The 14,024-nt window shown below is 32.2% G+C and carries 14 protein-coding genes; 8 read left to right on the top strand and 6 right to left on the bottom strand.

Going from position 1 to position 14,024, the window contains the following annotated elements:
- The first annotated feature begins 95 nt into the window (after positions 1-95).
- The gene (locus K5S59_RS04585; protein ID WP_088028302.1) at positions 96-1,205 is read left to right on the top strand and encodes an Abi family protein; all 1,110 of its coding nucleotides are present in this window, start codon (positions 96-98) and stop codon (positions 1,203-1,205) included.
- A gap of 226 nt (positions 1,206-1,431) precedes the next feature.
- Here the strand turns inward: K5S59_RS04585 and K5S59_RS04580 are convergent, their stop codons facing one another.
- Positions 1,432-2,313 carry a hypothetical protein gene (locus K5S59_RS04580; protein ID WP_088028301.1) on the bottom strand — a complete coding sequence of 294 codons (882 nt, stop codon included), beginning with the start codon at positions 2,311-2,313 and terminating at the stop codon, positions 1,432-1,434.
- Positions 2,314-2,902: 589 nt separating this feature from the next.
- Between K5S59_RS04580 and K5S59_RS30090 the strand changes: the two genes are divergently transcribed.
- Positions 2,903-3,031, top strand: coding sequence for a hypothetical protein (locus K5S59_RS30090; RefSeq protein ID WP_258958341.1), 129 nt, complete (start codon positions 2,903-2,905; stop codon positions 3,029-3,031).
- Between the two features lie 41 nt (positions 3,032-3,072).
- Here the strand turns inward: K5S59_RS30090 and K5S59_RS04575 are convergent, their stop codons facing one another.
- Both K5S59_RS04575 and K5S59_RS04570 read right to left on the bottom strand, forming a co-directional pair.
- Positions 3,073-3,447 (bottom strand): hypothetical protein, encoded by a 375-nt coding sequence (locus K5S59_RS04575; RefSeq protein ID WP_088028297.1) that lies wholly within the window; start codon positions 3,445-3,447, stop codon positions 3,073-3,075.
- 143 nt (positions 3,448-3,590) lie between these two features.
- Positions 3,591-3,932: a helix-turn-helix domain-containing protein gene (locus tag K5S59_RS04570; protein WP_088028295.1), complete on the bottom strand. Its 342-nt coding sequence runs from the start codon at positions 3,930-3,932 to the stop codon at positions 3,591-3,593.
- A gap of 258 nt (positions 3,933-4,190) precedes the next feature.
- Here K5S59_RS04570 and K5S59_RS04565 point away from each other — a divergent pair, with 258 nt between their 5' ends.
- The gene (locus K5S59_RS04565; RefSeq protein ID WP_088028294.1) at positions 4,191-5,063 is read left to right on the top strand and encodes a helix-turn-helix domain-containing protein; all 873 of its coding nucleotides are present in this window, start codon (positions 4,191-4,193) and stop codon (positions 5,061-5,063) included.
- Between the two features lie 109 nt (positions 5,064-5,172).
- Here K5S59_RS04565 and recJ read toward each other — a convergent pair whose 3' ends face one another.
- Together recJ and K5S59_RS04555 are read right to left on the bottom strand one after the other, a co-directional pair.
- On the bottom strand, positions 5,173-6,834 hold the full coding sequence (gene recJ, locus K5S59_RS04560) for a single-stranded-DNA-specific exonuclease RecJ (RefSeq protein ID WP_088028292.1): 1,662 nt from the start codon (positions 6,832-6,834) through the stop codon (positions 5,173-5,175).
- A 131-nt stretch (positions 6,835-6,965) separates the two neighbouring features.
- Positions 6,966-7,319 (bottom strand): helix-turn-helix domain-containing protein, encoded by a 354-nt coding sequence (locus K5S59_RS04555; RefSeq protein WP_088028290.1) that lies wholly within the window; start codon positions 7,317-7,319, stop codon positions 6,966-6,968.
- A 44-nt stretch (positions 7,320-7,363) separates the two neighbouring features.
- Between K5S59_RS04555 and K5S59_RS04550 the strand changes: the two genes are divergently transcribed.
- From K5S59_RS04550 to K5S59_RS04540, 3 genes are read left to right on the top strand one after another with little or no spacing between them, the layout of a single operon-like run.
- The gene (locus K5S59_RS04550; protein ID WP_176374194.1) at positions 7,364-7,516 is read left to right on the top strand and encodes a hypothetical protein; all 153 of its coding nucleotides are present in this window, start codon (positions 7,364-7,366) and stop codon (positions 7,514-7,516) included.
- Positions 7,517-7,544: 28 nt separating this feature from the next.
- Positions 7,545-9,035, top strand: coding sequence for a recombinase family protein (locus K5S59_RS04545; RefSeq protein ID WP_236078337.1), 1,491 nt, complete (start codon positions 7,545-7,547; stop codon positions 9,033-9,035).
- Positions 9,019-10,593, top strand: a complete 1,575-nt coding sequence (locus K5S59_RS04540; RefSeq protein ID WP_088028286.1) for a recombinase family protein — start codon at positions 9,019-9,021, stop codon at positions 10,591-10,593. The genes K5S59_RS04545 and K5S59_RS04540 overlap by 17 nt, the downstream gene beginning before the upstream one ends.
- A gap of 161 nt (positions 10,594-10,754) precedes the next feature.
- Here the strand turns inward: K5S59_RS04540 and K5S59_RS04535 are convergent, their stop codons facing one another.
- Entirely contained in the window at positions 10,755-11,090 is a 336-nt protein-coding gene (locus K5S59_RS04535) for a sigma-70 family RNA polymerase sigma factor (RefSeq protein WP_088028284.1), read from the bottom strand.
- A gap of 121 nt (positions 11,091-11,211) precedes the next feature.
- On the opposite strand from K5S59_RS04535, the gene K5S59_RS04530 reads away from it, so the two are divergent.
- Both K5S59_RS04530 and K5S59_RS04525 read left to right on the top strand, forming a co-directional pair.
- Complete coding sequence (locus K5S59_RS04530) at positions 11,212-11,910, top strand: hypothetical protein (RefSeq protein ID WP_088028282.1); 699 nt, start codon at positions 11,212-11,214, stop codon at positions 11,908-11,910.
- A 916-nt stretch (positions 11,911-12,826) separates the two neighbouring features.
- Entirely contained in the window at positions 12,827-13,993 is a 1,167-nt protein-coding gene (locus K5S59_RS04525) for an ATP-binding protein (RefSeq protein ID WP_088028280.1), read from the top strand.
- Positions 13,994-14,024: the final 31 nt, after the last annotated feature.

Genomic DNA, 14,024 nt, shown 5'->3' with positions numbered 1-14,024 from the left:
GGATGTTTGTGAATTATTATATATGTATGGATAGATAGAATACTAAATGTAATAATTTCACTAGAAATGAACTTTTTGGACGGGAGAAATATCCTATGAACAGCATTAAATTAGAAGGCTTAGAAGGTTTAAAGACTTTGAAAAAAGAATTAGAGCAAGAACAAAGTAAACTTAGCCAATATGAGCAACATCCTCAGTATAATTTGATTAAAAAAGCTCGAAATAAGGAAAAACTAACAGTAGAGGAACAAATCTCCTATTTGAAGTTTAAAGGAATAACTTTTGATCATACAAGTGAACTTGAAGCTAAAACTCATTTAGCTGAAAACTCATATTATTATAAGATTACAGCTTATAGGAAGAATTTTTTAAAAAATACTGAGAATAAATACCGAAATTTGGATTTTGCTAATCTCAAAGATTTAGCCGTTATAGATATGCATTTAAGGTATTTATTATTAAAATTATCATTGGATATCGAACATGCTATAAAAACTAAATTGATGAATCTCATTACAGCTAGTGATGAAGATGGATATATGATCGTTGAAGAATATAATGATTATCAATATAACAGTATTAATGATTCCAAATTGACTTCTGAGCAAAAAAAACAGCGTAAGGATAACTATGTTCATTCTTCAGTAAATATTTTAAAGGGTTCTGAAAATCCACAAGGATACCATAGAGATTTATATGAGAAACATAATAATCAGCCTTCTATATGGGTTTTAATAGAGTTGATGTCCTATGGTCAGGTAGCAAGCTTTATTAAATTTTATGTGGAAAGAAAAAAGTTTGGATATAAAGAGCTAAAAAATGCAAGTGATTTTATGCATTTCTCCAAAAATATCCGTGATTCTGCAGCGCATAGTAGGCCTGTACTTCTAAATATTATTGAACCATTACAGTTTACTGGACGTCCTTACCCAAAACAAAAATTAAAGCAATATCTTTTTGATGCGAGAATTCCCAAGCGACTTGTAAATACTTATTTAACGAATGTTAAAACACACGATCTTTGTACGTTGCTTTATCTACATGATAATTATGTAAAAGGGTCTAGAGCACGCGAAGAGCGTAAGAAGGAATTGATTAATTTGTTTCAAAGAGCAAGACGAGAAAAAAAATTATACAAAGAATCGCAAGAGTTAGGAGAAATTTTGTTGATTCTCGGTACTTTAATTCGTAGATATAACTATTGACCTTATGTGGAAACAATGGTATATTGTTAGCAGATGAAAGACCCTTCCGAAAGGTCGTCATGTGTCGGGGTAATAGCTTACACTTGATTAAAGGAAAAAATACCTAAAACAAGCATTTCGTGAGTGTTTGTTTTAGGTATTTTTATTTTGCTTACAATTAAGGAATTCGTTACTATATTTGTAATCAATAACAGTAGTAAATCCCTATAGTGGGGTTATTTTTATTTTATTTAAGACCTTTAAAACTTATATATGTACTGATTACACCTATAAAAGTCTGTGTTATTACAAAGGCTACTGAAACCCAAGTTAATACCAATAATCGTTTATTTAATTTAGATACTTTTTCTTTTTGCTCTACATCTGTTATACATTCTATTAATTTGTACAAACTTGCTTCGTAATGAAGCATCTGTTCATATAGTACTTTAATGTTATATGTTCGATCTTGTATTTTAAATTCTTCTATTACATCTAATTTTGAGGTGTTTTCTTTAGATTTCAGTTGATAAGTGACATACTTATCAGATTCTATACTTATTCTTTCGATATTTTTGGATTTAAAAGAAATGAAGAATGCACTGAATTTTACGAGTTCGGATGTAACAGATGCAGTAGGTGAAGCCATCATTTTAAGTCTACTTTGATAAATAGATATTTCCTCTAAGTATTGTTCGTTTATTCTTTCGAATATTTTTGTTGTTCTTTCCTCAATATCAGCATTTAAAGATAGATATTCATGAATAGCCCTATAGATATCTTCTATTTCATGTTCAGTTACATATTGACCATATATTTCTTGCTGGTTAATAACTCCAGATGGCTGATTTTTAAAACCCATTTCCCTTTCTAAACTTTGAAACCTTGTATTTAAGCCATTGATTTTTAGAAAGTGATTTTCCCACCATACTTTTTCTAGAAACCCATTATCCTCTATGTATTGCTTGATTTCGTTTAATCTCAATAAATTTTCTCTACATTTCTGTAAGGGAATGAAAAAATCCGTTTCTACATTATAAATTTCTGAAAATTCTTGAACTGTATTCTTGTGTTTTTTTGGGCTCTTCTCTTTGAATCCAGTTGATGGTTCTACCCCTTGTCTCCCCACATTTCCATCTCCTCTAATAAATAATGAACTTCTAGAGATATTATAATACAATTCAATGAAACTTTGAGCTATTTAAATAAAAGTAATTACATTGCTTTGCTTGATAAAGTGTTTCAATCCAATCACATATAGAAATATCCCCTTGGTCATCCTTAAATTGTACATTTAGAAATGAAGGTAATAATTTGAAATCCCCGTCTGCTAACTTAAACCAGTTCAACCTGAACATTCCTTTCTTAGCTATTTTTATTTTATGAAAGTAATATATCATCTTTTTTCATGTATTACACCGTTGTTTTGGAATCATTTTTTTATTGGTAAAATAGGGTTTGAGATTAATTTAAGTTCAAATGATTATTATACAGGTAACAAAATACTAATACTCATGCAAAATATTGAATTATGAATTGAATTAGAATGATAAATAAGCTGTGTTTGTTATTCAGGAAAGATAGTGGTATGAGTGATATTCTATGATTAAAAAAGTGTTTCTATCTAAACTAGGTAATATTTAAAACTTTGATTCTTTTAAAAGAAATAGGGTTGTCCTTAAAATCAATTCGCATATATTTGAGTGAGGTGATGTTGTGTGGTTCGAAAAACATCTCCACTTAAAATTGGAAAAGAAACTTTTGGAGGACAAAAAGTAGAAGAGGCGTTCTTGAAAGCTTTGCAAGAATTCTTTGAAACACAGCAAGGAGAAAAATCTTCTAATTAAAAATTAGGAGATTTTTCTTTTCCATAAGTTGTGATTGAACGTTATTTTTGAATTGATTTATAGACCCAAACAAATTTCTCACCAACATAAGAATTCCAATCTTTCCATTCAAAAGGTAATGGTGAAGCCTCATGATAATACAAGTGATAAAAGAAGCTTAACCATCTAAAAGACCAGTGGTCGATTTCTAAAGAGTGATATAAATCGCGTGGGATTGGAAAAGCATGATTATTTTTAATGAACCCTTTTGTTTCCGAGAAGTATAAATCAAATTGCGTATCTTTTGGGATAGTATTTAAATCCTCTCTGTAATAAATGAATCCATTTCGTTTTTGATCTTCTAAAAATCTAATAATGACGTCGGAGCTTGTTACTCCTAATTTTTGAACACATTCTGTAAGTGAAAGAGAATCCATTGTTTTTCCTCCTATACATATGAAAAAGGGAAGCTATATAAATATAGTTTCCCTTTTTGTGTGGTTTTATTCATATTAATGAAATTTATTCATAGAAATGAATAGTGGATAGACAAACTGTTCAAAATAAGAACAGAATAGCCTTAGGAAGAAGGGTATAATTCTAAACCTTTCTCGACATGGGCAATAAAGTAATTTGCTAATTCTGGGGTTGTGTTATGAACTTGTTGTAACACTTGGCGTAATCGTTGTAAACGAAAATCAAGTTCATGATGTTGTGAATCTGTTTCCTGGGTGAGAGCAGGAAACAGATTCAACTCTTCTTGCAATTTCTGCAGTAAATCTAATGTGATGGTATCGGTTTTTGCTGTTTCTAAATTACTGAGATATCCTGGTGAAACATTTAGCTTTGCGGCGAATTTGTTCAATGTAATATGTTTGTGTTTGCGTAATGTACGAATTGTTTGCCCAAGATGTTGTAACAAAGAAAAATTTCCTTACTTATGTTTGATAAAACAAATGTTTCTTTAGGGCAGTGTATGATGTAAGTCAAAAAAACAGACTATGAATAAAATTTATTACAATGAATAGAAGAAATTACGAGGGGTTTCAATATATGGATTACATTAATAAGACCTTGTTCTCAAGAGGATGAAGTCTTATTTTCTATTTTTCTTATTACGTTTGTATAGTTATATCTTTCTTATTACATTCATAAAGTAACTAGAGGAATGAGGTGTAACATGAAAAATTGGCTCAATGTTGAAGAAGCAATGGCGTTTTTGGAGGAGCATTATATTTATGTCAGTTATAAAACATTTACGAGTTGGTTGCGTAATGGAGAAATTCCAGCAATAGCATCTGATAATCGTAAGGAGGGATGGGCAATTAGAAAAGAAGATATATTTGCGTTTGCTGATAAAAAACGACCAGGTTTGAGGGGGATACTGGAGGGATATCACGGCTTAGTGGAAGACATGGAAAAAGTGAAGCAGCAAGTAAAAGTATTAATGGAAAATGAATGTGATGTAGGCTCGATAGATAAGGAGGGGATACTTAATTCTTCATCAGCAGAATTTGGAGTTCATAACGATGTGATTGAATTTTTATATGAATTTATAGAGGTGCTATCAGATGAATTGCAGGAGGTAAAGAAACAAAACGAATGGATGAATCAAGCGTATGAGCAATTGGTGGGAGACTGTAATTTTTTATATGAAGAATTGAAAATGCATCATGAAAATGATGAGGAATTAATAGTAGCTAAAGATGAGGAGGTTATTGGAAAAGAGGAAGTCGCTAAGATAGACGAAGAAACATTTTTTGAATTAGTACAGGTTCAATGGGAAAAGAAGTTCCCTAATGAAATATTTTGCTTAGGACAAGAAGAAATAAAAGAACTATACACAATATTTTATAAGAAACTATACCAGAATGGTGGTGATGAAGAATTAGCAATTATAAAACAAGGAGATGTTTATATTTGTCCTGTTAGTCAAAAGGAATATAAACATATTAATCGAATTTATAATCCTGTGATTCGTAGGGTATTAGATAATACGCAAGGGAAGATTTTAAAAAAGCAACATATAATTTCGCCAGAAAATGTGTTGTAGGGAGATAGGGGATTTAGTGAGAAGAATAGTAAACAGTAAGTATAATGTGAGCGAAACAAAATAACGAAGGTACACTGTCTTTTGAAAAAGTAGTGTACCTTCGTTATTTTTATTGAATTAATTGAAGATCATTGATAAGAAAATCTTGTTTTTCGTAAGAATGGGGTGTATATAAAACATCCATCCGATTATATCGATTCCAGTTTTGAAATAAGTGACCATGCGAATAAGCATAGGCTCGCTTTTTTGAAAAAAAGAATTCAACATGTTCTTTATTTTTCCCAAAGCAGGAGTGTCCACATGCAAATATGTTTTTGCTTCGAAAAGAAGGTTTTGGATGTCCGTTTCCATAGGGCTCAAGTGCCATCAAATCATCAAATAAATGATTCGGAAAGTTATAGATTGGGAATTCACTTATAAAATATGAAGTTGGCTGGGACGTATTTTGTTGTTGTGCTGCTTCTTGCATGCACTCTCTAAACTGTTGGATGTGTGATTCTTCTGGAGCAATAGATAATCCAGCCGCAGCAGCATGTCCTCCGAATTTTTTCAATAGTTCACTGCAAGATTGAATAGCTTGTATAATTGAAAACTTACTGCCATTTCCGCTTCTTGCAGAGCCTATTCCATCTTGGGTAAGTACAATTGTGGGCCTTTTATAATGGCTAGAGATTTTAGAAGCTAGTATGCCAATAATACCTTTGTGAAAATCTCCTTGTACAACGAGTAATGAATCTTTTTCTAATGATTGTTGTGCAATGATTTCAGATGCTAATTTGAACTGCTCAGTAGTTAATTGCTTGCGCTTGTTATTTAAATTTATAAGCAGTTTAACATCTTCTGCTGTTGGTTCTGCTTTTTGGAGGATAGCTGCACCGATGTTAGGGTCAGATATCCGTCCGCAGGAGTTCAGCATGGGTCCAATGAGAAAACCAATAGTAGTGCTATCAATATATTTGAGTTGTAGTTGCTCACGAAATAATTGTAAAAGTTTATTTGGACAGTTTCGCATTTTATAGAGACCAAACCAACAAATGGCTCTATTTTCTCCAGTCAGTGGCATGACATCGGCAATTGTTCCTATTGTTGCATACTCAATATAATTCCATGTTTCTTTTACCCAGTCTTGTTTTAATGTTAGAAAAAGAGCTTGTATTAATTTTAAAGCAACACCAGCTCCGCATAAGTGCGGGTACGGATATGTATTATCTTTTCTTTTAGGATTTATAAATGCGAAACAAGCTGGATGTTCTCCTAATACTTCATGGTGATCTGTCACAATCACATCGATTCCTTTTTCTTTTGCGAGCTTTATGGCTGGATGTGCACTGGAGCCGTTGTCAACGGTGATTAATAAACTTATATTTTCGGGAAGAGAATTCACAGCAAGTGGTGATAATCCATACCCTTCTTCTCGTAAAGGTAGCCTTGTCATTACATGGGCACCGAGCTTTTCTAGTGCTTGTTTTAAAATCGTTGAAGAAGTAATTCCGTCGCAATCGTAGTCACCAAAAATATAAATGCTTTCTTTTTGCTGAATAGCCTTTAAAATACGATCGACTGCTCGCTTCATATCATTGAGTAGAAAAGGATTGTGGAATTGTGAAGGATCAGGATATAAGAACGACCATAATTGTTCTTCGGTTTGAATACCATGAACAAACAAATGATAACCGAGTAAAGGATGGATGTTTACATGTTTTGCTAGGTACAGCATGTTCGCGCAGTGCGGATGATTTTCAAATGGGATATCAAGTTGTTTCCAATGCATAAAGACCCTCCTTGGATAGGCACAAAAAAGAGAACCTGTTTAATTGACAGGTTCTCTTTTTCTATTTGATTTTATTCATTTAAATGAAACTTATTTATTTAAATGAATAAAATGAAGATTGTTTGACAATATTAACCATTGTGTAATTTATTTCTTTTGTATAACTCTAACCCTTCTTCAACATGAGAAACGAAATAATCTGCTAGTCTTGGATCAGTATCATGCAGTGATTTTAACAATTGGCACATACGATCTAAGCGGAAATGTAATTCGTGATAGGGAGAAGTGGTTTGATTAAGTGAAGGGAATAAATTAAATTCTTCGTTGAGTTTTACAAGCAATTGAAGTGAGATAGTATCTGTTTTTCCTGTTTCTAAATTGCTAAGGTAGCCTGCGGAAATATCAAGTTTATCCGCAAAATCGTTTAGAGTAATATTTTTTTGTTTTCGTAAGTTTCGAATGGTTTGCCCTAATTGTGTAATCAATGTAATTCCCCCATTTTATTTATTTCGGTAAGGAGATGAACCAAGTGGCTAAACAAAAACAAATTCAACTTCGTGCTATATCGTATATTCATGATCCTAATGCAGCAGAGAAATGGTTTCAATTATACGCAGAAATGTGTGTAGAAATAATGAAACAAAATGATTCTAAAAATCAGGTGGACACGCATACATTATAAGCACCAAAAGATGGAAGGACTGGTTACTTTGAAAAAAACGGTTTCGTACTATCGTAGTTCTTCTAAAAAGCAGGAACATTCTGTTACAATGCAACGATATTTTGCGAGAGCATATTGTAAAGAACGTTACTTTAAATTGGATTATGAGTTTGAAGATCCATATGTATCGGCTCGGACCAAAAAGATGTATGAACGACCAGGTTTATGTAAGTTATTAGAAGCAATTCGTAACGATGAAATTGAAAATTTAATTTTGTATAAACGAGATCGTTTAGCTAGGAATGTAATTGAGTACATGGGAATTTATGAACTATTGCAGGAAAAGGAAATTAAGGTTCACTTTACAACAGTTGGCGAACCTGCAATGGAATATACACCCATGAATCGATATCTTGAGTTGATTATGGCGGGATTTGCTCAGCATGAAGGTGAACAAATCAACAAACGTTTTGATGCTATGCGTCAGAGTAAGTTTGATGCAGGGAGAGCGGTGAGTAGCCTCCCGTATGGTTTCAAAAATAATAAAAAAACAAAAGAGATTGAAATGATAGAAAATGAAGTGAATATTATCAAGTTTATCTTTAATGAATTTTTAGATGATGCGTGTACATCTTTGAAACAAATTAAACACAAGTTGGATGCAGAAGGTTTTAAAAAACGAAAAGGAAGCCTTTGGGAAACGCAAGATATTAGACGGACATTAGAAAATCCATTTTATATGGGTACATATTGTGTTCGATTAAAAGGTGTAGAGCAAGAACAGCAGTTAGATGAAATTATGATCATTGAACCACAAGAATGGGATGCTGTACAAGAAAAGTTAAATCGAGTTTTAAATAAACTTGGTCCTAGAAATAAAGAAGAAGATCCATCTGAGGAAGATATTCTGTATCGTATGGAAGGACTCCTGCAATGTTCATATTGTAAGAAGCCATTAGAAGGAGTTCGTAAAAAGAGAAAAGGTATTTTGTTAATGGGGTATCAGTGTAATGAACACGCGTTGTACATTGATAAAGATTATATAGAAGAGCAAACATTCGATAAGATGAAACAGTTTTTTCTTACCTTGCAAGAAAAAGAGATGGATCGTTTATTTGAACGATATTACAAGGAGAATGTCCAAAAGGCGAAACAAAAATCACAGGAATATACACAGCGTTTAAATAGAATGAACAAGAATGTACACAAAAAAGTGCAAAATTGGTTGAAGGAAAAGGAAAATATACTATTGCAGAATCAAATGCTTGATTCACATAGAAAAGTACAAGAGTACAAGCAAATGAAGGAGGAATTGGAAGCGAAGTTACATGTATTAAAAAAGATTCCTGATCAATTAAAAGATTTAAAGGATGACATTCATAAGGAAGTAGTGTTAGATTCATTACCAGATTATAAGAGTATTGAGTTATTTCGAGATTTAATTTTTACGGTAATGATAGACAAACATGGTTATGAAATTATTTTTAAGAATCCATTTTTAAACTATCAAGAGGTGTATACATGTGAAAACAATTCGTGAAGTATTAGGGAAAGGGAAAAAAGGAGCTTTTTATGCGAGGGTTTCATCGGATAAACAGACTATTGATATGCAACGTCATCATGTATATAAGTTTATTGAAAATTACGAATGTGAAATTGTTCAGGAATATATAGACCCTGGTGAATCGGCATTTAAGAAGAAGATAACGCAACGCCCACAAATGATGAAGCTTATAGAAGGTGTTGAACAGGGGAAGTACGATTTTGTTATTGTATATGCGGACGATCGTCTTGCACGTTCAGAATTGGAACACATGCAAATACGATTGATTATGAAGCAAAAGAATACGGATGTTATATTAACGAGTACTTCGGAAATATATACAGAACGGGATTCGATTACACAGTTAATTCGGGATGGTGCAACACGGTATGAAGTAGAACGAATTAGTCACCGTACAAGAGATGCATATAAACAAAGAACTGCGGATGGGAAGAGGATGGGAGGGCCCATTCCATACGGATATAAAGAAGATGAAAAAACAAAAGAACTTTCAATTGTAGAGGATGAAAAGGATGTTGTATTAAAAATATATGAGATGTATCACAAAGGGGATGGATTTTCTGCTATTGCAAATATGTTAAATGAACAAAAAGAAAAGACAAACTGTCAGCATTGGAAGAAAGAAGCAGTGAAACGTATTTTGACAAATCCATATTATGCAGGATATGTTACTAATAAGCGTATCAAGCCTGGAGCTGGAAATAGTGTTGAAGATTTTTCGAAGTGGGAAATGGAACGGTGTGAAGAAATTCCACCAATCATGTCTAAGGCAGAATGGTTAACAACGATTCGTTTGTTTGAACAAAAGCGTAATGGAGAAATTCCTCCTAAAAAATTAAAAACAGAATATATTCTTCGAGATTTAATCCATTGTAAAAGTTGTGATTTGCCTCTTATGCCAAAAAATCAAGAGACAAAAGGAAAAAATGGAAAGAAGTATGGGCACAAGAAATATATCTGTCCAAATAAATCCTGTAAAATGTCGCATATAATGGGTGAACTTCATGATTCAATTTTCAATAGCATTGTTGCAGAAATTAAAGATAAAGTGATTTCTAAATCATACACAGGACTGATTGTTGAAATAGAGAAAAATGTAGATGATCAGATGAGAAACACTCAAAAAGAAACGAAGCGTCTAACAAAACAAATAGAAAAATGTCTGGTTTTGGTTAAAGAATCTGAGCGCGAAATAGATGCTTTATATAATCAGAAGAAAAGGCTATCCGAAGATAATCCTGACATCGATCCTTTATTGGATGTAATGCTGGATTATCGTATTCACTTGTTACACGAGATCAAGGAGTCAGAAGAGATAATTAAGCAAAAGCAATTGGAAATAGAACATATACAAGAAGTGAGCTTTAATCGGAAGGTTTTACAACAAAATGTATTAAAAGAGCTTGCATTAGAATTTTCTAGTTTAAAATTAGATATAAAAAGAATTCGTCATTTTTTGGTACATATAGTTGATAAAATTACGATTGATAAAGATATGAATACAGCATATATACTGAAAATCAGTTTAGGATAGGAATGAAATACTTTATTTTGAAATATTAATGAAAATCGTTTGGCAGAGAACTATCAATAAATAGATAAAGGTAAGAAGACCGCTTTCTTTAGTATGAGAGAGTGGTCTTCTTTTTTACATCTCCAGTAAAATCATAATCCTGGTTAGGGTTAGATAAGTAATTATTGCTTCTTCAAATGAGAAAGTGCTTTTTGAAGGGATAAATGGATAAAAGGTTTCAGATGTTCATCTAATTCATCATTGTCAGAAAGTTTATTTATTTCCTCAATTCCGCGCATCAATCCTAAATTTGCTTCGTTAATCAAATCTATAAAAGATAAACCTGAACCTAAATATTCTAAAGTAATAGAAATAACTAATTCTTGCCTTGCTTGACCTAATTTGAATTTGGCTTTGGAGTATCCGCTTTTTGATAATACTATTAATAATTTTTCATAATGCATTAAATGCTTATTTTTTTCGACTTCCTTCAAATAAAATTCTTCTGTATCAAACATAGAGTGTTTTCACCTCCCTATTTCATTTGTTCTAATAAGTATGTAGAAATCCTTTTCGTTTTAATTATTCGAAATATTTGTTATTGTTGATATGATAAAAAAGGTAGGAGGAATGTTTTTTATGACCGCGTTAGTAGGATATTGCTTAAAAGATGGAGCTTTTTTAGTAGCTGATACTCAACGGATTTTAAAACAACCTGGGACAGAAGAATATTGGGCGTGTGTTGAAGTAAGTAAGATTTTTAAGCTTAATGAATCAATGGGGTTCGCTAGTTGTGGGACACCGAGTGATGAAGCGAGATTAAAGCTTCAGACCGAAGTTGGTCCGAATACAAAAAAAGAAGAAGTAACGAAACTTGCAGTCCAGATATATAGTGGGTTACTATCAAATATTAAACAAATTGACTTGAATTTAATTATTTTTGGTCATGAAAGTGGTAGTGGTTTTATACGGCAACTAAAGTGGGATGACACATTAGGATCTTTTGAAATCAAAGATTACAGTGCTAATCAGATTGTTACAGATGGATTCGAGGAGGATAGGTTTTATCAGATTGCCAAAGCGCGCCTTAAGGATTCCATAAGTCCCTCGAATAATATCGAATTGGATTTGTGGGCTCAATTTGTAATGAGAGATATTGTAGGTTGGACAAGCAATTATTCATCAGATTATGGAGTAAATCCAGTTGGTTTTCCGATTGATTTAATGATTTTTAAATCAAATTGTTCACCTACATATCAAAGAAAGTACAATCCAGCTGAGGATTTAGAAGGACGTGTACAATCAAGGTTTGCAAGTGACATATATTCTGTTCAATAAAGAGGGAAGTTTTAGAATTTTGTCAGTTTCAAAGAATGTTATTCTCGGTAGAAAGATGAAGTGGATAGTTTAAGGGGAAATTTGTATCGGTGAAGGAGTAGGAATGGTATCCCACTCCTACTCCTTCACCGAGTGTTTTTTCAAAAAAAGTGGGACAAACCTTATGGTACATAAGGTTTGTCCTTTTGTTATTAAATAAAGAATATTTAGATTTTGTAACTATCGGTGAAAGGGTGAATGTGCTTTTTATCATTCGGTGCTAAGGTGAAGTGTAAATTGATCCGTTTTCAAAGGTTAGTAGAAAATTTTTCGTAAAATTAACAAGGTAGTAAAAAAATAGATAGTATTTTGAGGTTTATGTTTTTTTATATAAGTAATATAGCGTTTGTTATTTAACTTTTGTGATATCAAAGCTGTAATATAACGTGAGTAAAAATATAAAGACGCATTTGTATGTTAAGTTAACAAAAAAGGAGTTGAAAAATATCAACTGATCGCATGGTTAAATGTGGGGTTACATAAAAGAGAGGACGGTACAGGATTTTTACGAGGTAGTATTTCGAAACGTGATATTTACTTTTTTCTGACTACTTTATCACATATAGTAAAGAAGCAACTATAAAAAGCCTGTTGGTTTAATTGGATGTACAAAAGAAAAATTAAATCAAATATTGAACCAATATAACTAATCGGCTATACAACGTTCTTCAATAATATGGGATTTTAAAGAGGCGGAAACGATTTAAGAAATGAGAAGTCACTCTAGAATTTAATCTTCAATTTTGTTTTATAGAGTGTTTTAAAAATAAGAAAAATACTATATGTAGTTTTTTTTATAGTTTATAATGTTGTTTAGTTATTTAATGGAAAGATTATACATGTAACAGAGAGAATTCAATACAAAGGAGAAAATGGTTTGGAGAATATTGAATGGTTAGTAAAATATGAACGTGAAGGTACAAGATTAGATTTTAAAAGAGAACAATATCAAAAAGAAAAAAATAAAGATTTTATTAAAGATATTATGTCAATGGCAAATGCACCAATTGACGGTACAAAATATATTGTTGTTGGTGTCAAAGATAAGACGGATGGAGAGAAAGAATTTCATTCTATCCCTAGAGAAAGTTTTATAGACCAAGCAACTTATGAGCAAGTTATTCGAGAAAACATCGAACCCTCTATTGAGATTTCATATTCTCCTATTAAAGTAGATGGGAACTTATTAGGTGTATTTGAGATTGGCCCTTGTAACAATCCTCCCTATATGATGAAAAAAGATTTTCAGGGTTTAAAAAAAGGAGATTGTTACATTAGAAGAGGAAGTCAGCAAGATCGATTAACAAGACGAGATTTAGATGAGTTACTAGCATCTCGCTCAAATTATTATTTTAATGGGAAAATTTCAGTGGGCTTTAATGGTGATCTAGAGAAAAAAATAATCATAGATGGAAACAAAGAAGTTAAATTTCCTTCTGATAAAATTAAGGAAAGGATTGAAGCAGAATTAAATAGGAGGGAACTGGAAGGGGAGTTTCATAACGTTTATTTTGATAGCTCAATATTAGGTTCCTTGCAACCCCAACCTTATGAGCAAAGAAGTACGGATACTCTAAAGGAAAATCTGAAAAATGTAAAGGAGACGTATATTGAAGAGGACTTGTATTATATTGGTGAAGAGATTTCAAATAAATTTAATCTGATCCTTCGAAATGATGGTGATAAATATCTAGAAGATGTATCTATTCAAATAAAAATTCCAAATGAAGATGGGGTTGTTGTGATGGACTGCATCCATAAAAAGCCTGTTTATGGAATTCAAGCATGGCAGGAATCTTTATCTAATGTGGTAATAGCAAGTGGCATGTATTATCCAAATGTGGAAAAAGAAGAACGTTATTACGTTATTGAAACAGAGGTCGGTACGATTAAACATCAACAAAACACTGAAGCGTTTGGTGAAGAATTACGGGTGTCGTTTGGTCCAAAGGCTTGTGGAAAAGTGTTTAATTGGGAATACACAATGTATGCTGAAAACCTTCCAAAACCAATTGTTGGAGAGCTTACAATAGAAGTAATATAAAAGAACTATAGTAGCTCTAAACATCTTGAAA

The sequence above is a fragment of the Bacillus sp. BML-BC051 genome (genome assembly GCF_019656175.1).
Lineage (GTDB): Bacteria > Bacillota > Bacilli > Bacillales > Bacillaceae_G > Bacillus_A > Bacillus_A mobilis.
Note: the sequence above shows the minus strand (reverse complement) of the source record. Positions and strands in the feature narration are given on the sequence as shown.

Excerpts from the sequence above, each read along its gene's own strand:
- K5S59_RS04585 (WP_088028302.1), top strand. The coding sequence starts at position 96 with ATGAACAGCATTAAATTAGAAGGCTTAGAAGGTTTAAAGACTTTGAAA.
- K5S59_RS04575 (WP_088028297.1), bottom strand. The coding sequence starts at position 3,447 with ATGGATTCTCTTTCACTTACAGAATGTGTTCAAAAATTAGGAGTAACA.
- K5S59_RS04565 (WP_088028294.1), top strand. The coding sequence starts at position 4,191 with ATGAAAAATTGGCTCAATGTTGAAGAAGCAATGGCGTTTTTGGAGGAG.
- recJ (WP_088028292.1), bottom strand. The coding sequence starts at position 6,834 with ATGCATTGGAAACAACTTGATATCCCATTTGAAAATCATCCGCACTGC.
- K5S59_RS04535 (WP_088028284.1), bottom strand. The coding sequence starts at position 11,090 with ATGTTTGATACAGAAGAATTTTATTTGAAGGAAGTCGAAAAAAATAAG.
- K5S59_RS04530 (WP_088028282.1), top strand. The coding sequence starts at position 11,212 with ATGACCGCGTTAGTAGGATATTGCTTAAAAGATGGAGCTTTTTTAGTA.